Genomic DNA, 17,037 nt, shown 5'->3' on the forward strand with positions numbered 1-17,037 from the left:
TAAATATGGAAGCTTTTTTAGAATACCTTTCTTATTTCGCCCAAAGGATATTATTTACCTATTCGGTGGTTTTGATGTCTTCGTATATAATACTAGGTTATATCTCTATTAAAGCTTTAAAGAAATACCTTTTAGTTAATAGAAACACTGATTATAGTGAGCTTCTTCCGTCAAATCAAGTTCCAGCTATTTCGCTAATTGCACCAGCTTATAATGAAGGCTTAACTATTGTTGAAAACATTCGTTCATTGGTTTCACTGCATTATTCTAATTTTGAGGTAATTATAGTAAATGATGGAAGCAAAGATGACACGCTTCAGAAAGCTATAATTGCTTATGATATGCAGCCAATTGACTATAAGTACAAACAGCATATTGCCACAAAAAAGATTCGTCAAATATATCGTTCTAGTTTACCTGCATTCAAAAACCTGATTCTTATAGACAAGGAAAACGGTGGTAAATCTGATGCATTAAACACGGGTGTTAATATTTCTAATAGCAAATATGTAGCTTGTATTGATGTAGACTGCATTTTGGAGCAAGACTCGCTTCTAAAGCTAGTTAAGCCATTTTTAGATTCTGAAAAACGGGTGATTGCTACAGGTGGAGTAATTAGAATCATCAATTCATGTAAAATAAAAAATGGCTCTATTACTGAGGTAAAAGTTCCTGAATCGTGGATAGCTAGAATGCAAGTGCTAGAGTATTTGAGGGCTTTTCTTTTAGGAAGGATGGCCTGGGGGAAAATCACGGGCTTACTAATTATTTCTGGTGCTTTCGGCATGTTTGACAAAGAAGTAGTTATAGCCTGCGGTGGTTATATGACAACCACAGTAGGCGAAGACATGGAGTTGCTGGTTAGAATGAGGCGGTATATGGCAGAGCGTAAGATTCCATATAGTGTGAAATTTATTCCAGATCCACTTTGCTGGACAGAGGCTCCGGAAGATACTCAGATATTGGGTAGGCAAAGAAACCGGTGGACCAGAGGTACAATAGAAACTCTGTGGATTCATAGAATAATGTTTTTGAACCCAAAATATGGAGTTGTAGGCATACTTAGTTTCCCATATTGGTTCTTTTTTGAGCTACTAGCACCTATAATTGAAACTTTAGGTCTGCTTTTCTGCATTTTGGCAGGCTTTATGGGATGGATTAACTGGCAATTCTTTTTTGCCATAAGTTTAATGGTATATGCTTTTGTAGTAATGATTAGCATGTTGGCCATCTTCGCCGAAGAGTACAGTTATAGTCAGTACAAAGACCGAGAAGATATTATGAAATTAATAGGTAGTGCTTTGATAGAGCCTTTTGTCTATCACCCATTCTTAGTCTATTCTGCATTGCTAGGTTATGTTGACAAAATAAAAGGAAAACACACTTGGGGCGAAATGACAAGGAAAGGAATTAAAACGACTTAATTGAGATAGAATGGAAAGAATGATAAGCAAATACAATCTAAAATACCTTATTCAGGTAAGTTTCACTCTGAGCTTTTTATTAATTCTCAATAACACGCTTACCGGACTAATTTCTGGCTATAGTGTCTCTGGAGCTTCCAATATCATAATTGATATTATTCAAACCATTATTATAGATTTAGCTGTAGGTGGTATTTTCGCTTTAATTTTTGTTATTCCTTATGTGTTAATAAAAAAAATGAGCAGTCTGTTTGCTGAGGTTTTCCTTATCTTTTTTGGGCTGATAATATTACTTGCAAATTTAGGTCTGAATCGATATTTTGATACTACACACTTGTCTCTAGGGAGTGATTTATTTGGGTATTCTTTTTCAGATATTCTAATGGTGATTAATACTTCTACAGAGTTTAATTTGATGGGCTTAATGCCATTTTTAGTCTTTCCAATAGTTTTCGTTTTGTTAAACCATTATTTGGTTTTTATGAGTCTAAACAGAAAGGTCATAGTGTGGTCATACTTAGGAAGTATAATCTGTTTATTCACTGGAAAAGCCTTTAATGCTAAAATGGATACTAATTTAACTTACTTCATTTCTGACAGCATTAATTACAAATTAGATAATAGAGAGCTAGCCAGTCAAGACTGGGATATAGAAAAAGAAGAATATCCTTTACTTCATAAGGTGAATCTTGAAAAAGACGTCTTGGGTCAATACCTTAACTTAAAACAAAAGAAACCAAACATTGTAATGGTAGTGGTAGAGGGTTTAGGAAGCGATTTTACGGGCAACGGTGCTCAGTATCCAGGTTTCACTCCCTACTTAGATTCATTAGCTAAGAAGTCGATGTATTGGTCAAATTTTCTCAGTAACACTGGGCGTTCCTTTGGGGCTTTGCCGTCTATAATAGGTTCTGCTCCTTTTGGAGAAAAAGGCTTTTTAGAAATAGAAGACACACCAAATCATTTATCCTTAATAGCGGCTTTAAAACAAAATGGATATAAGACGTCTTATTACGAAGGTGGTAATTCTAACTTCGATAATAAACTTAAGTATTTGAATAATGAGGGTATTGATTTTGTTTTAGATGACGCCAATTTTGGACCAGGTTATGACAAATTTGCAGAAGACGAAGGTGGTTTTAGTTGGGGGTATCCTGATGGCGAAATTTATAGAAAAACCTTATCTCTCTTAAAGCCGGAAGAAAAGCCAAGACTTGACTTAATTTTAACAATATCTAATCATGAACCCTTTAATTTTCCTAATAGAGACGAATATCAAGCGAAAGCAGAAAGAATAAAAAACGCTTCGAATTTTAGTGAGTCGAGAAAAAATACCATAGATGAGCATATCAATGTTTTCTCTAGCCTTCTCTATACAGACGCTACTTTGAAAGAATTCATGGAAGCGTATAAAAGTAAGCCTGATTATGAGAATACTATTTTCATCATTACTGGCGACCATAGATTGATTCCTGTACCTCAAAAAGATGTGATGTGTAGGTATCACGTGCCTTTGATTATTTATAGCCCTATGCAGAAAATTGCTCAAGAGTTTAAAGGTATAAGCTCACACATGGATATTACACCAAGTATTATGACCATGCTTAAAAATAGCTATCAGGCCACAGTCCCAGACCAAGTTCCGTGGTTAGGTAAAAGTCTTAGTGCATCTACCACATTTATGAATGACCGCGAAATTCCATTGATGCAATACAAAGGTGGTTTTAAAGATTACATAGTAAATGACCTTTACTTGGCTGGCGACTCATTCTTTAAAATTGGAGATAATCTTAGCTTAAGTTCTATAAATAACATGGAACAAAAAACACTTTTAAAAGAGAGGTTTAATCAGCATAGAAAACTAAATGCCTATGTTACAGCCGAGAATAAGGTATTTCCAGGCGAAATGAATCTCAATAAGGCTACTAAACCAAGCTTTACCGTAGCTCAGCAGCATATAATAGATGAAAATACTAAGGGGCTAAACCTTAGCCTAGAGCAAATTTATTTTATAGCAAGAGAAATGGCATTTGATAAAAATTATGAAGATGCACATACATTGATTTCTTATATAGAATCAAATAGCCCATTACATTTTGACGCCCTAACTTTAAGAGGTAGAATTTATGGTTGGAATGGAGAATTTGAAAATGCTCAAAAACAATTACTTTTTGTAATCAATAGAGCACCTTTATATTCAGATGCTTATAGTGCTATTCTAGACTTATATTGGTGGAATGATAAGCCAACTATGGCTGCTGGAATTGCAAAAAAAATAGAGAAAAATTTTGCAGATGATGAGAAGTTTATTGCTAAAAGTAAAATTTCTATGTCAAGGTTTGATTCAGAAGAATTAAAGGCGGGTTTAACTGAAGAAGATAAACGTTTGTTAGAAAATGAGTTTCTATCTATAATGGAGGAAAGAAATGAATAAAATTATTTTACTTCTTTCTTTTCTACTTCTAAGTCAATTTTTGATGGCTCAGGAAGATAGCTTTGACCCTGACGATGAATTCGCCAAGGCAAGAGAAATGGCATTTAATGGAAAGAGAACCGAGGCCATTGAAACTTTGAAAAAAGTAGTTGCTAAATATCCTACTTATGGTGATGTTAGATTATTCTTAGCATCTGTTTATGGGTGGGAAGACAAATATAAACTAGCCCGAGAAGAATATGAGATTCTGCTAGAACAAGATAATGCTGACAGAAATTATTGGATAGGCTATATAAAAAATGAGCTTTATTCTGAGCAGGCTATGTCGGCTCTTGATTTGGCTAGGCAGGCTTTAATACTTTTACCAAACGACGTAGATTTAGTTTTATTGAAGGCAAGGGCAGAAAAAAACAATAATAATTTAAGCGAAGCCAGTGAGACAGTTAAAGAGTTTTTGAAAGTCGAGCCTCATAATGTAGCAGCTAAAGAGTTTCTTTCGGGTTTGAAAGAAGACATGGCTACTAACACCATTAGTATTAGTTTTTCAGGAAATCACTTTAGCGAAATCTATGACCCAATGCTTTATTCTAGTCTTTCTTACAGCAAAGACACTAAAATAGGTGGAATAGTAGGTCGTTTAAATATTAATAGGAAATTTAATACTTATGGTTCACAGATAGAGATAGACGCCTATCCAAGCATTACAGAAGGTCTTTATGCCTATTTAAATGTGGGTTATTCTAAATCTACCATTTTTCCAAATTTCCGATATGGTGCTCAGCTTTATAAGTCACTACCTAAGAGTTTTGAGGTATCTGTGGGTATAAGAAGTTTAAAATATACCGAGTATACGAATATTTATACAGGGTCGATTGGCAAGTACTTTGGTAACTCATTTATCACTTTTGTACCCTATTTTATACCTTCTGATGAAGGATGGAGCAAATCAGGAACTTTTACTTACAGAAACTATGGTGCCAATGGCGACCAGTTTTTAGCGGTATCAGTAGGGCTAGGTTTTTCACCCGAAATTAATAGATTTGGCTTAGACCCTTTAAATGAGCCAACTATTGACTTGAAATCTCAAAAATTAGGAATAAGCAAGAGCTTTAGAATTAAAAATAATAATAATGTGGCGGGAATAGGAATCTCTGCATCACGTCAAGAGAGTATTTTTGACCCAGGAGAATTTATTATTATTACTTCTTTAAGTCTCAGTTACTCTCTGAGCTATTAAAAGAAAAACTCAGAAGCTACATAGTCGGCTTTAAGCTTTCCGGCTTTTGTCAATCTTAAAATACCTTTTTCCTCCCTAATTAATTCTTCTTTTCTAAACCGCATTAAAGTCTCTCTAAAGTCTTTTGACGATAGTGGTAGTATCTTATTCAATTTCCCTAAATCTACACCCCATTTGGTACGCAAACCCGTCATCAAGTATTCGTTTGCTTTGTCTTTTTGGCTTAAGGTTTCAAATTCATTTGGAACAGTATTAACTGCAATAGCTTTTAGATACTTAGTATTGTTAGAGACATTCCAAAATCGTTTATTCCCATCAAAAGAGTGGGCTGACGGACCTAAACCTAAATATTGGTCACCTTGCCAGTAAGAAGTGTTATGAACAGCATAAGCAGTGTTTTTGGCAAAATTAGAAATCTCATATTGTTCAAAACTATTCTTTGACATTTCTTCCAGAAGAATATCAAATTGATTAGAAGCAAAATCGTCATCAATAGGTTTCATCACCTTTTCTTTTAGACGGTGTCCAAAAACGGTCTTTTCTTCAATAGTTAGACAGTAAGATGATATGTGGTTTACATCAAAAGAGAAAGCCTTTTTAAGGTCTAGCTTCCATATCTCATTAGATACTGATGGAATTGCGTAAATAAGGTCAATACTTAAATTATCAAAGCCAGCCTTTTGAGCATCTGAAATACACTGCATAGAATGGCTAGTAGAATGTGCTCTGTTAAGAAATTTAAGATGATTCTCATCAAAACTCTGAACACCAATACTAAGCCGGTTTATGCCCAAATTTCGCCATTCGGTCAATCTTTGAATAGTGATATCATCTGGATTACATTCAAAGGTTATTTCAGCCCTAGGCTGAATAGTGAAGTGTTGAGCAATTTTGCTAAAAATTTGCTCAATTTGAGAAATAGAAAGTAGGGAAGGGGTTCCCCCACCAAAGTAGATAGTCTCTAAGTTTTTTGTACCTAAAAAGTCTTTTTGTAATTCTATTTCCTTGCAAATAGCATTTACTATTTCTTGGCTTCTACTAGTGTTGGTAGAGAAATGAAAATCACAATAATGACAGGCTTGTTTACAAAAAGGAATATGAAGGTATAGGTGCATTATTTAGTACCCACAAAATAGAAATCTATGCACTTGTCAGGTTCTACGCAAAGAAAATGGTCATCCCAGTTAATTTCCGCAGCTAAGCCTCCCGTTACATTCATTAACTTTTCACGGTTCCTTCTGTTCATAAATTCATAAGGAATTCTGAGCATCCATGCTGGCAGTCTGTGCTGTAAGTTTAGTACATCCCATTTCATAGTTTCATTAACCGAAACTTTATTTTCTTCGTAATACTTCCATACTTTTTCATTTCCGCCCACACCCATGGTGTCAACAGTTTTGAAGTATTTGGCCATCAAATCTCTCAATTCTTTAGTTTTATACTCACGGACATGCCATGGGTTTCTACTTAAAGAGTATGTCTTATTTACTGTGGTAAGTATGATTTTACCGCCAGGTTTAAGAACTCTGTTGGCTTCTTCTAGAAATTTATGGTCGTTTTGAATATGCTCTATTACCTGAAACGTGACTACAAAGTCAAAAGTGTTATTATCAAATTCTGATAAATCTGGAAAATCAGCCGTATTAAAGTAATGCTCAGGGTATTTTTCTTGAAGTGCTTTAATCAGCCCTTCATTTTTGTCTAAACCTGTATAATGTTCGGATGCTGATATGAGCTTCTCTACGCCGCGTCCCCAGCCACAGCCTAACTCCAAAACCTTCCCGCTAATGACCTTTGCAGCCTCTTCATAAGGGAAATACAATCTTTGGTGCACCGGATTATCAGAAACTATTTCAGCACTGGTTATTTCAGTAGTAGCGTATGACATTCTTTTATCAGGAAATTTTAGTAAAAATAAAGCTTTGAAAGGGATTAATCCAAAATAATGCCATTCTATACTAGTTTTGGTTAAAGCCAAAAGAAAAACCCACATCATGCGATGCGGGTTTTAAAAATGTATTCTAAACTTTTAATTAAGCAGTTTCAGAGTTCATTACTTCAGTTTGTTTTCTAATAGACTCCATGTGAATCAATTTGAAAAGCTCTTCAACTGTTTCAGGATATAAGTTCAACGCCTTACCCCATTTAGCACGAGAATCATGAACCTGATTCCATCTGTCTAATTGAAGTACAGCAGTGTTGTTTTCTCTTTTATAATCTCCTAACTGCTCTACCACAGCCATTCTAGAAGCTAAAACTTCTAAAAGTTCTCTGTCAATATTATCTAATCTACCTCTTAGAGCTTCCAATTGGTCTTGGAAATCTGCACCGTAAGTAGCATTTCTGAACTCAATACCTTTAAGCATTTCCCCTAAAGCTGCTGGCGTTAGTTGCTGTGACGCATCAGACCATGCTTCGTCAGGATTTCTATGAGACTCTATGATTAAACCATCATAGTTAAGGTCCATAGAACGCTGTGTAATTTCAGCCAATAAGTCACGCTTACCTGCGATGTGACTTGGGTCACCTATCATAGGAATAGTAGGGAATATAGACTTAAATTCTACAGCTATTTGCCACATTGGAGAGTTTCTATACTTAGTTTCCTGAGCATTAGAAAAACCTCTGTGAATAGCACCTAATTTAGTAATACCAGCACCAGCTATACGCTCAAATGCTCCAACCCATAAAGCTAAATCTGGGTTTATTGGGTTTTTGATTAATACTGGAACATCAACTCCTTTTAAAGCATCAGCTAAAGCCTGTACATTAAATGGATTTACTGTAGTTCTGGCACCTAACCATAAAATATCTACATCATATTTAAGAGCTAATTCAATATGCTCTGGCGTAGCTACCTCAATAGCGGTTTTCATTCCAGTTTCTTTCTTGGCTTGTTGTAACCAAGGCAAAGCCGGCTCACCAACACCTTCAAAAGAACCAGGACGAGTACGTGGTTTCCATACCCCTGCTCTTAAAACGTGGGCATATCCTTCTTTAGCTATTTCTCTAGCCGTCTGAAGATACTGCTCTTCGGTTTCTGCACTACAAGGTCCAGCAATGATTAATGGTTTCCCTCCAGTGTCAATCCAACTTTCTAGAGGCTCGGTGTTTAATTTTACGTTCATTTTGTTAAAAGCTTTCGCTTATCTAGATTCCTATAACGATGCGACAGGGTTGTTTTTTCGCCACTGTCAATTTTGAGGTCGTAAAGATAGGCTATTAAAACCAAAATAAATCCTATTGCAATTCAAAAAACTATGTTCCTAGCAGGAAAAACATTTATTTTGCATCAGATTTTAAATAAAACGGTGATTTTTTTGATAATTAGCATTTAATGAAGACAGCTTTAAAATATTTTCTGTTCGCAATTTTTCTAATAATCATAGATCAGGCCATTAAATTATGGATGCATTTCGAGGTTATTCCAAATCACTTTGGAGAAATTGACCTTATTCCAGGCTTTTTCAAACTACATTATATTACCAATAAAGGCATGGCTTTTGGAATGGAGCTTGGCGGAGATTATGGAAAATTAATCCTTACTTTATTCAGGTTGGTAGCTATGGGAGTTATAGCTTGGTATTTGACAAAACTATCCAATAGAGGAGCACATCAAGGTTTATTATGGTGCTTAGCTGCCATACTTGCAGGAGCTATAGGAAATGTAATTGACAGTACTTTTTATGGTGTTTTCTTAAACAATGCACCTTTTGATTCTAGTACACCTTGGTTTCATGGTCAAGTAATTGACATGTTTTATGCCTATGGATTGGATGGCTACTGGCCAGACTGGGTTCCCGTTTTAGGTGGAACTTATAATAACACGCCCATCTTTAATTTTGCAGATGCTTGTATTTTCTGTGGTGTAGTTGCTATTTTAATTTTCCAAAAGTCTTTCATCGATGAAAGGGTAGAAGGAGGTTTAGAAGAAAGCACGGGCGAGGTAGATGACATCGATATTGATAATTCTGAAATAGTAGATTCTTTAACAGATAAGTAATGACATTAGAAAAAAGAACTAAGGTACTTAGTGCCGCCATTGTTATATTAACTTTTGTGATGGTGTTTTTACCAGCACAAATTGCATTCTTAATGATGCAAAAGATAATTATTGGAGTTACTGGCTCATTGTCTGTATTACTCCAAATCTATATGCTAACGCAAACTGTAGACAAGAAAAAAAGGCTACAAGGAATTGTCCTTCTAGCCTTTACTCTTATTACCATCGCTTTAATGGTAGTGGTTTATTCGTCTAAATAATTATTGCTTATCCTTAAACGGAATAAGTAATTTTTCTCCTCGTTCAGCAAAATTCTTTGTTTTGCCGTTGGCGGCCATTATGGCTTTAACAGTAACTCCATATTTGCCGCCCACCACTCTTAGTATGTCACCCGGACCTACGGTGTGAATGGCTAATACTGGTACAGTCAATTTAGAACCTTCTTTTAGGTTCTGAGCGGTAACATTAGGATTAGCCGCTTGAAGGGTACTAAGGGAAATGTTGAACTTATTGGCAATTGAGAATAATGTTTCCCCCTTGGCAATCTTATAAAAACCTGTTTTTCCGTCACTCGGTAAGACAGCTTTTTTTGTAGCTGGTGTAGCTTCAGTAGGAGCAGACTCGGCCACTGCCACGTCTTCAACTAAATCCTCCTCTAAAATCATGTCTTCCGCAGTTATTTCCTGAGGTTCAGTTATAATGCTTGTTTCTGGCGTAAGGTCGCTTACGTTTGAAGCATCGTCAGATATCATTTGCCAGCCTACATAAAGTAAAAGGCAAACTACACCAACTAAGGTGATTAATACAGCCATCGGGAGGTTTTTAGCTGGTTCTTCGGGTTTTTTGTTTCTGTCTTCGAATTCCATAATTTTATTGTTTAGCACGTACGTCGTGGCTCATTTTGGCCACTTTTTCTTTTAAGTTCTCTTTATAATCATCTAGCTTTTGGGCAATCTTCTCATCTGAGGTCCCTAGAATCTGAATAGCCAAAAGACCAGCATTTTGACTAGCATTTAGTGCCACGGTAGCTACAGGAACGCCATTTGGCATTTGGAGAATAGAGAGAATAGAGTCCCATCCATCAATAGAGTTACTAGATTTTACTGGAACTCCTATTACTGGCAATGAGGTGCAAGATGCCACCATGCCCGGTAAGTGGGCTGCTCCACCTGCACCAGCAATAATCACCTTAATGCCATTTGCTCTGGCATTTTCGGCGTAGTCAATCATTTTTTGCGGTGTTCGGTGAGCCGAAACCACATCAACATCACATTTTATTTGAAATTCTTCTAAAACGTCTATGGCTCCTTGCATGACCTTCAGGTCAGAACTGGAACCCATAATTATGCCTATCATATTTGGGGTTTTAGGCTTGATTTGATTTTACAATCAAGCTCTTTTTTACAAAATTCACCTTTTCTATCAATTTATCAAAATCCTTTTCAATTACCGTAACATGTCCCATTTTTCTAAATGGCTTGGTAATGGCTTTACCATATAAAAAAGGATGAACGCCGCTTTCTGAAAGCAAACTTTCCATTCCTTCATAAGAAGCAGGTCCAGTATGTCCTTCTGCTCCTAAAATATTCACCATTGCGGCTGGGGCTATTTGAGATGTGTCACCTAAGGGAAGGTTCATAATGGCCCTTAAATGTTGTTCAAATTGCGAAACCAAATTAGCTTTTATAGTGTGATGGCCACTATTATGTGGCCTTGGAGCTACTTCATTAATTAAAATGTTTCCATCTTTTGTCAAAAACATTTCTACGGCCAGTAGTCCTACTATACCAAAACACTCGGCTGTTTTTTCTGCCAAATCAAAAGCTTTCTTTGAAATTTCCTCACTGATATTAGCTGGAGAAAAAAGGTATTCTACCAAATTAGCTTCTGGATGAAAGACCATTTCAACTACAGGGAAGCATTTAACTTCACCACTTTCTGAGCGTGCTACTACCACGGCCAGTTCTTTTTCAAAGTCAATCAATTCTTCTAAAAGCGACGGCCCTTTAAATGATTTATCAATATCCGCCGAAGTTCTGATTATTTGGACGCCCTTCCCATCATAACCACCTTCTCCTAATTTATTAACGTATGGCGGCTGCCAACTTGCATTTCTAATAGCCTCTTGATTGTCGGTTAGTAAAAACTTAGCTGTAGGAAGATTATTGTCAATAAAAAACTGCTTCTGAATACGCTTGTTTTTGATTTTCCTAAGAATAGCTGGTTGAGGGAAAACCTTCTTCCCTTGTTTCTCCAAAGCTTCTAAGGCTTCCAAGTTTACGTTTTCTATTTCAATAGTGATAATGTCGCAGTCTTGACCAAATTTTAATACAGTTTCATAATCTTTAAAGTCGCCTTGCTCAAAACTGTGAGAAATGGCCTTGCAAGGTGCATTTTCATCAGGGTCAACTGTTTTTATTTTAATATCAAAATCTATAGCCGACTGTACGAGCATTCTGCCAAGCTGACCACCACCTAAAATTCCTATCTTTATTTCTGAACTGTACGCCATCCTTTTTCTATTTTGACTGCAAAAATATAAAGGATGAAAGATAATGACTTATAAACTGCATTAATGTTCTGAATTTTGAGAAAACTCAGATATTTGATTTAAGAAACCATTAGAAATATAGAAAAGGCTATATTCACAAATATTCAAAACCATATAATGACAAGTTTCCTTTCCGAATCCGCAGAATCAGTATTTAAAGCCAATAAACTAAACGAACTAAAGGATGTTTGTGTGGTTTTACCGAGTAGGAGGGCCACGTTCTTTTTTAAAAAGGAATTGGCCAATTTGTCTGAAACGCCTTTCATATCCCCAAAAGTATTTGCGATAGATGATTTTGTATGTAATCTATCAGGGCTCCAAATTTCCGACCAAGTGTCGCTAATTTTTGATTTGTTCGAGTGTTATAAATTATTTGACAAGTCCGTGAAATTTGAGGAATTCATCACTTGGGCACCTACTGTTTTAAAAGACTTTGATATTATTGATCAGTATTTGGTTCAAGATGTAGAAGGCCTCTTTGACTATATGAGCGAGGCCGAGGCTTTGAATCGTTGGCAACCAGACAGTCAAAAGCCTATTGAAACTACCGCTCAAACCCATGCTTATTTTGAACTATACGATAATCTCAAGAAAGTCTATTTTGAGTTTAGAAAACGACTTAACAAAAAGGCGTATAGAGGTATGGCTTATAGGCTAGTAGCAGAAGATTTAGAGCAAATAGTGGATGCCGATTTAGGATATCGACATTTCTATTTTATTGGCTTAAATGCCTTAAGTAAATCGGAAGAGAAAATCATAAGTACTTTGGTAGACAATAAGATGGCGACCTGTTTTTGGGATACTGATGAATGGTTTATGAACAGCAAACATCAAGCTGGCGATGTTTTAAGAAATTATAGAAAGAATAAACCCTTTGGAGAATGGAATGAACCCAAAAAGTTATTACAAACTACAGCGAAAGAGATTAATATCTTTGAGTCTCCATTTAACTCTTTACAAGCAAAAGTGGGGGCAGAGTTTTTGACAGACCAAAACACGGTTTTTGTAGTTCCTGACGAAAACCTTATTCAGCCTTTGCTCTTTTCTATGGGAAATGAGGTAGAAGAGTATAACATTACCATGGGTTTGGGTATGGGTCAATCAAAACTTTCTGCTTTAATTAATACCATATTTGAACTTCAAGGAATTGGTGCTTTTCAGTCAAATACTGGTACTAGGTTTAGTCATGCATTTATTCAACGTATTCTCACCGACCCACTTATTAAAAGATATGAAGTCAAAGTTTTTGATTCGGAAAATCCGTTTTCGGCGAAAAAGCAGGACATAATAAATAAAAACCAGGTGTACGTTTCGGAAAGAGAAATGAGCACTTTTGTAAAAGATGAGGGGCTGCTTAAAGCTCTTTTTACCTCTTGGAACAATGATGCCCAAAAGGCAATTCTTGGTCTTAAAAGTATTACAGAAAATCTTAGAGAACAGATTTTTGAAGATTTGGATAGTATGGAGAAAGAGTTCTTCATGTTGTTTTATTCGGTTTTGAATAGACTTCAAGATGAATTAGGAAAACATGCCGACCTAAGCATCCTATCTATTAAACTCTTGCTAAAAGAGCTTTCTAAGTTAGAGCGAGTTCCATTTACAGGGGAGCCCATAGCTCCTTTACAAATTATGAGTTTATTGGAGACTCGCTGTTTGGATTTTGACCATGTGGTACTTTTTTCATTTAACGAAGGAATTATTCCAGCGTCAAGCAAAAACAACTCATTGATTCCTTATGAAGCTTGTATAGCTCATGGAATGCCAGTTTTTAATGACCAAGATTCTATTATGGCTTATCACTTTTACCGTCTGCTTATGCGGGCAAAAAAAGTAGATATAATATTTACCAATGCGAAGTCAACAGGTATAGGTGGGAGTAAAGACCCAAGTAGATTTGTACTACAGTTAATGGAAAACCTAGCTAAAGAGAATCCATTAATTAAAATTGAAAAAAAGTTGGTAGAGTTTCAAAAGGCTGAAAATGAAGAAGGTATACCTTCAATAATTATTCTTAAAAATGAAACTACAAGGGATTTAATTAAAACTTATCTAGCTAAGAAAGGCCTATCGGTTTCCTCTATATCGCAGTATTACAGCTGCTCTTTGATGTTTTATTACTCTAAAATTCTAGGGCTAGAAGAGTCAGATGAAATAGAAGAAACATTTGCTGCTAATGCTTTTGGGAACTGGATACATGAAAGTATTGAGATTATTTCAGAAGAGGTGATACAATTAAAAACGCTAATACCACCTGAGCTAAAGACAAAGGTAAAAGCAGCAATTCCTTGGGTGCTCGATAAAGTTTTCAAAAAGCATTTTGAAGGATACCAGGCAGAGACAGGTATTAACCTAATATATAGGAAGATGGCAGAGAATCTGCTGCTTCAATATTACGAGAAGTGTATTTTTGATGGAAAAGACCGCTTGGTTTTATCAGTGGAAGATAAATTTGTTCATAACCTTAATCTTAATTTAGGAGATGAACTCATATCTTATTTTATAAATGGTAAAATAGATAGCATAGAATTAGAGGATAATAGTCTTATGCTTATTGACTTTAAAACTGGTGGGATAAAAGCTGGTGAATTAAATCTAAAGACAAAGAGCACACTTCTAGAAACTTTTCAGCATCCTGACAGGTCAAAATTCAGGCAATTGGTTGTATATAAATATTTGATTTATAAAGAACTAGAACGAGTTTCGTCAATCAATGGTTTTGCTATTCCGGCCAATACGGAAATTGTACCTGGGATGTATTCTTTTAGAGACTTAGGAAATTTTAAAGGTTTAAAAGAGTTTGAGAAGAATGAGATTATAGAGTCTACTGAAACCGCTTTTCAAGCGTTGGTAGCAGAGTTGTTAAATTCTGAGGTGCCTTTTGAACAAACTTCAGACCTTAAAGTCTGCGAGTATTGTTCGTTCAAAACCATTTGTCATAGGTAAGGTAAAAACTTTAAAATATATTTTATGAGTCAATATATTATTTATCAATTAGATAGATTCAAATGCTGAAATTTTTAAGAAAAAACTTCTAGAGAACACTTGACAATGTCAAATACAAAAAATACCTTTGCACCTCAATTCTGAATAACCGAAAGATTCAGAGTTAAAACAGAGAGATGGCAGAGCGGTCGAATGCGGTAGTCTTGAAAACTATTGACTGTTACAGGTCCGGGGGTTCGAATCCCTCTCTCTCTGCTTCAAAAGCCTTTTCAGGAAACTGGAAAGGCTTTTTTTTGTACTTTCGTTTCTATAAAATAAACAACAAGTATTATGTGGGAGGAGAAAGATAATAAACTTAGCAGATCATTTACTTTTAAAGACTTTAGTGAGGCTTTTGCGTTTATGACGAGGGTAGCTTTAGCTGCTGAAAAGATGGGTCATCATCCAACATGGGATAACGAATGGAATAAAGTGAATATCAGTCTTTCTACACATAGTGCAGGTAACAAAGTCACTGATAAAGACCATAATTTGGCATTGGAAATTGATAACATTTTATAAGTTAAAATGTTGATAACCAGCATACAGAAAGCGAGAGAGTGGATTAAATGTTAAAAGTCGCTTAGGAGCGACTTTTGATTTTGGGAGAAAAATCTCCTGAAATGTCGTGTTCAAGAGTGTTTTAATAGTGGCTTGTCCTAGAAAAGGCACAGTAGTCTAGCTCTAAGCTTGCTTTCCACACACTTGAGCTATTTGTAATTAGTAATTTGAAGACCTTGGCCTTGTTCTTAACTTCGTTACATAGCTCTTAGGAGCGGTAAGTCCTTGTTCTCCTTTTAACTTAGTAAGAAGTAAAATTATAAGGCCTAAAGTGGTTAGTGTTAAAATGATCATGTTATTGGCTATTATGGTTAGAAAATAACCTTAATTCAAAAACTTTGCCTAAAACATTGAAAACTATAGAATTGTATAAAAAAAGTTTAATTCACTTTCTAAAACAGGATATATGCCACTAAAAATAGTGCCGACGCCAATAGGTAATTTAGACGATATAACCCTAAGAGCCATCAAAGTGCTAGAAAGCTCCGATTTGATTTTGGCCGAAGATACCCGCAAGTCTGGTATCCTCCTGAAACACTTGGAGATCAAAAGGCCTATGCAAAGCTTCCATATCTTTAATGAGCATAAGCAGCTAGATAATGTCATTAAGAATTTAAAAGAGGGTAGCAGCATTTCTTTAATTTCGGATGCTGGTACACCAGCCATATCAGACCCTGGTTTTTTATTGGTAAGAGCTTGTATTGAAAATGAAATTATGGTGGAGTGCTTGCCGGGTGCTACAGCATTTGTTCCAGCACTTGTTAATTCAGGTTTACCATCTGATTCTTTTGTGTTTGAAGGTTTTCTTCCTCCTAAAAAAGGAAGGAAAACCAAATTAGACAGTTTAGCGGTAGAAGCTAGAACCATGATATTCTATGAATCTCCGCACAGACTAATCAAGGCTTTGAATGAATTTATTGCTCTATTTGGCTCTGAAAGAAGAGCTTGCGTTTCTCGGGAATTAACAAAAATTCATGAAGAGAATGTACGTGGAACATTATCCGAAATTCTTGCTAATTTTGCTGACCGCTCCATTAAAGGAGAGATTGTTATAATTGTAGAAGGTTTAAACAGAAAAAAATCTAAATGAGCTTATTAAAAGGTAAAGTAGCCCTAATCACTGGTGCATCAAGAGGAATTGGTAATAGCATTGCCAGAGAATTTGTAAAACAAGGTGCCGATGTGGCGTTTACTTATTTATCTAGTGTAGAAAAAGGCGAAGCTCTTGAAAAAGAATTGGCTGTAGACGGTGTAAAAGTGAAAGGCTATCGTTCTGATGCTTCTGACTTTAAAGCTGCCGACGACTTAATAGCTAGCGTAATTGCAGATTTTGGAAAAATAGATGTTCTGATTAATAATGCAGGTATCACCAGAGATAACCTACTTATGAGAATGACCGAGGAGCACTGGGATGACGTTATTAAAGTTAATTTGAAATCTATTTTTAACTTAACCAAGGCCATTACTAGACCTATGCTAAAGGCTAGAAGTGGTTCTATTATTAATATGACCTCTGTAGTTGGTCTTACGGGTAATGCTGGTCAAGTAAATTATTCTGCTTCTAAGGCAGGTATTTTAGGCTTAACTAAGTCCGTAGCTAAAGAGCTTGGCTCTAGAGGAGTAAGGTGTAATGCCATTGCCCCAGGTTTTATTGAAACAGAAATGACAGATGCTCTTGACCCAGAAAGCCTAAAGACGTGGCTTGCAGGTATTCCGCTTAAAAGAGCAGGACAAGGAAGCGATATAGCAAATGCATGTGTCTTCTTAGCATCAGATATGTCAACATACATTACCGGTCAAACCTTAGTGGTAGATGGCGGAATGGTTATGTAATAATTGCTAATT

The 17,037-nt window shown here is 35.9% G+C and carries 15 protein-coding genes and 1 tRNA gene; 10 read left to right on the plus strand and 6 right to left on the minus strand.

The genetic code is table 11. The features are described 5' to 3' along the window. Positions 1-5: 5 nt before the first annotated feature. Genes AADJ06_RS03875 through AADJ06_RS03885 form a run of 3 tightly spaced genes read left to right on the plus strand, consistent with a single transcriptional unit; the run spans position 6 to position 5,095 of the window. Positions 6-1,424 carry a glycosyltransferase gene (locus AADJ06_RS03875; RefSeq protein WP_341225090.1) on the plus strand — a complete coding sequence of 473 codons (1,419 nt, stop codon included), beginning with the start codon at positions 6-8 and terminating at the stop codon, positions 1,422-1,424. Positions 1,425-1,434: 10 nt separating this feature from the next. Next, entirely contained in the window at positions 1,435-3,858 is a 2,424-nt protein-coding gene (locus AADJ06_RS03880) for a sulfatase-like hydrolase/transferase (protein ID WP_341225091.1), read from the plus strand. Further along, positions 3,851-5,095, plus strand: a complete 1,245-nt coding sequence (locus AADJ06_RS03885; protein ID WP_341225092.1) for a YaiO family outer membrane beta-barrel protein — start codon at positions 3,851-3,853, stop codon at positions 5,093-5,095. The genes AADJ06_RS03880 and AADJ06_RS03885 overlap by 8 nt, the downstream gene beginning before the upstream one ends. Here AADJ06_RS03885 and hemW read toward each other — a convergent pair. The 3 genes from hemW to AADJ06_RS03900 all read right to left on the minus strand — a co-directional run bounded on the left by hemW (position 5,092) and on the right by AADJ06_RS03900 (position 8,223). Next, a complete protein-coding gene (gene hemW / locus AADJ06_RS03890) occupies positions 5,092-6,210 on the minus strand; it encodes a radical SAM family heme chaperone HemW (RefSeq protein ID WP_341225093.1) in 1,119 nt (372 codons plus the stop codon). The two genes, AADJ06_RS03885 and hemW, sit on opposite strands and share 4 nt — an antisense overlap. Beyond that, the gene (locus AADJ06_RS03895) at positions 6,210-6,983 is read right to left on the minus strand and encodes a class I SAM-dependent methyltransferase (protein ID WP_341225650.1); all 774 of its coding nucleotides are present in this window, start codon (positions 6,981-6,983) and stop codon (positions 6,210-6,212) included. The genes hemW and AADJ06_RS03895 overlap by 1 nt, the downstream gene beginning before the upstream one ends. 145 nt (positions 6,984-7,128) lie before the next feature. Continuing rightward, positions 7,129-8,223, minus strand: coding sequence for a chorismate mutase (locus AADJ06_RS03900; RefSeq protein WP_341225094.1), 1,095 nt, complete (start codon positions 8,221-8,223; stop codon positions 7,129-7,131). 209 nt (positions 8,224-8,432) lie between these two features. On the opposite strand from AADJ06_RS03900, the gene AADJ06_RS03905 reads away from it, so the two are divergent. Both AADJ06_RS03905 and AADJ06_RS03910 read left to right on the plus strand, forming a co-directional pair. Beyond that, a complete protein-coding gene (locus tag AADJ06_RS03905) occupies positions 8,433-9,098 on the plus strand; it encodes a lipoprotein signal peptidase (RefSeq protein ID WP_341225095.1) in 666 nt (221 codons plus the stop codon). Then, a complete protein-coding gene (locus tag AADJ06_RS03910; protein WP_341225096.1) occupies positions 9,098-9,358 on the plus strand; it encodes a hypothetical protein in 261 nt (86 codons plus the stop codon). The genes AADJ06_RS03905 and AADJ06_RS03910 overlap by 1 nt, the downstream gene beginning before the upstream one ends. Here the strand turns inward: AADJ06_RS03910 and AADJ06_RS03915 are convergent, their stop codons facing one another. From AADJ06_RS03915 to AADJ06_RS03925, 3 genes are read right to left on the minus strand one after another with little or no spacing between them, the layout of a single operon-like run. Further along, positions 9,359-9,964, minus strand: a complete 606-nt coding sequence (locus AADJ06_RS03915) for a LysM peptidoglycan-binding domain-containing protein (protein ID WP_341225097.1) — start codon at positions 9,962-9,964, stop codon at positions 9,359-9,361. A gap of 4 nt (positions 9,965-9,968) precedes the next feature. Further along, positions 9,969-10,454, minus strand: coding sequence for a 5-(carboxyamino)imidazole ribonucleotide mutase (gene purE, locus AADJ06_RS03920; protein ID WP_341225098.1), 486 nt, complete (start codon positions 10,452-10,454; stop codon positions 9,969-9,971). A 10-nt stretch (positions 10,455-10,464) separates the two neighbouring features. Next, positions 10,465-11,610, minus strand: a complete 1,146-nt coding sequence (locus AADJ06_RS03925) for a 5-(carboxyamino)imidazole ribonucleotide synthase (RefSeq protein WP_341225099.1) — start codon at positions 11,608-11,610, stop codon at positions 10,465-10,467. A gap of 156 nt (positions 11,611-11,766) precedes the next feature. Here AADJ06_RS03925 and AADJ06_RS03930 point away from each other — a divergent pair, with 156 nt between their 5' ends. The 5 genes from AADJ06_RS03930 to fabG all read left to right on the plus strand — a co-directional run bounded on the left by AADJ06_RS03930 (position 11,767) and on the right by fabG (position 17,025). After that, on the plus strand, positions 11,767-14,592 hold the full coding sequence (locus AADJ06_RS03930) for a PD-(D/E)XK nuclease family protein (RefSeq protein WP_341225100.1): 2,826 nt from the start codon (positions 11,767-11,769) through the stop codon (positions 14,590-14,592). Between the two features lie 170 nt (positions 14,593-14,762). Beyond that, a tRNA-Ser gene (locus AADJ06_RS03935) sits at positions 14,763-14,847 on the plus strand. 75 nt (positions 14,848-14,922) lie between these two features. Beyond that, positions 14,923-15,153, plus strand: coding sequence for a 4a-hydroxytetrahydrobiopterin dehydratase (locus tag AADJ06_RS03940; RefSeq protein WP_341225101.1), 231 nt, complete (start codon positions 14,923-14,925; stop codon positions 15,151-15,153). 445 nt (positions 15,154-15,598) lie between these two features. Beyond that, positions 15,599-16,282 (plus strand): 16S rRNA (cytidine(1402)-2'-O)-methyltransferase, encoded by a 684-nt coding sequence (gene rsmI, locus AADJ06_RS03945; RefSeq protein WP_341225102.1) that lies wholly within the window; start codon positions 15,599-15,601, stop codon positions 16,280-16,282. Next, positions 16,279-17,025 (plus strand): 3-oxoacyl-[acyl-carrier-protein] reductase, encoded by a 747-nt coding sequence (gene fabG / locus AADJ06_RS03950; RefSeq protein ID WP_341225103.1) that lies wholly within the window; start codon positions 16,279-16,281, stop codon positions 17,023-17,025. The genes rsmI and fabG overlap by 4 nt, the downstream gene beginning before the upstream one ends. Positions 17,026-17,037 lie beyond the last annotated feature (12 nt).

The organism is uncultured Arcticibacterium sp., from assembly GCF_964021845.1.
Classification (GTDB): domain Bacteria; phylum Bacteroidota; class Bacteroidia; order Cytophagales; family Spirosomataceae; genus Arcticibacterium.

What these genes read in the sequence shown, in the direction of transcription:
- AADJ06_RS03900 (WP_341225094.1), bottom strand. Translation starts at nt 8,223, where the DNA reads ATGAACGTAAAATTAAACACCGAGCCTCTAGAAAGTTGGATTGACACT.
- fabG (WP_341225103.1), top strand. Translation starts at nt 16,279, where the DNA reads ATGAGCTTATTAAAAGGTAAAGTAGCCCTAATCACTGGTGCATCAAGA.
- AADJ06_RS03875 (WP_341225090.1), top strand. Translation starts at nt 6, where the DNA reads ATGGAAGCTTTTTTAGAATACCTTTCTTATTTCGCCCAAAGGATATTA.
- AADJ06_RS03880 (WP_341225091.1), top strand. Translation starts at nt 1,435, where the DNA reads ATGGAAAGAATGATAAGCAAATACAATCTAAAATACCTTATTCAGGTA.
- AADJ06_RS03905 (WP_341225095.1), top strand. Translation starts at nt 8,433, where the DNA reads ATGAAGACAGCTTTAAAATATTTTCTGTTCGCAATTTTTCTAATAATC.
- AADJ06_RS03930 (WP_341225100.1), top strand. Translation starts at nt 11,767, where the DNA reads ATGACAAGTTTCCTTTCCGAATCCGCAGAATCAGTATTTAAAGCCAAT.
- AADJ06_RS03910 (WP_341225096.1), top strand. Translation starts at nt 9,098, where the DNA reads ATGACATTAGAAAAAAGAACTAAGGTACTTAGTGCCGCCATTGTTATA.
- AADJ06_RS03895 (WP_341225650.1), bottom strand. Translation starts at nt 6,983, where the DNA reads ATGTCATACGCTACTACTGAAATAACCAGTGCTGAAATAGTTTCTGAT.
- AADJ06_RS03940 (WP_341225101.1), top strand. Translation starts at nt 14,923, where the DNA reads ATGTGGGAGGAGAAAGATAATAAACTTAGCAGATCATTTACTTTTAAA.
- rsmI (WP_341225102.1), top strand. Translation starts at nt 15,599, where the DNA reads ATGCCACTAAAAATAGTGCCGACGCCAATAGGTAATTTAGACGATATA.
- AADJ06_RS03925 (WP_341225099.1), bottom strand. Translation starts at nt 11,610, where the DNA reads ATGGCGTACAGTTCAGAAATAAAGATAGGAATTTTAGGTGGTGGTCAG.
- hemW (WP_341225093.1), bottom strand. Translation starts at nt 6,210, where the DNA reads ATGCACCTATACCTTCATATTCCTTTTTGTAAACAAGCCTGTCATTAT.
- AADJ06_RS03885 (WP_341225092.1), top strand. Translation starts at nt 3,851, where the DNA reads ATGAATAAAATTATTTTACTTCTTTCTTTTCTACTTCTAAGTCAATTT.
- purE (WP_341225098.1), bottom strand. Translation starts at nt 10,454, where the DNA reads ATGATAGGCATAATTATGGGTTCCAGTTCTGACCTGAAGGTCATGCAA.
- AADJ06_RS03915 (WP_341225097.1), bottom strand. Translation starts at nt 9,964, where the DNA reads ATGGAATTCGAAGACAGAAACAAAAAACCCGAAGAACCAGCTAAAAAC.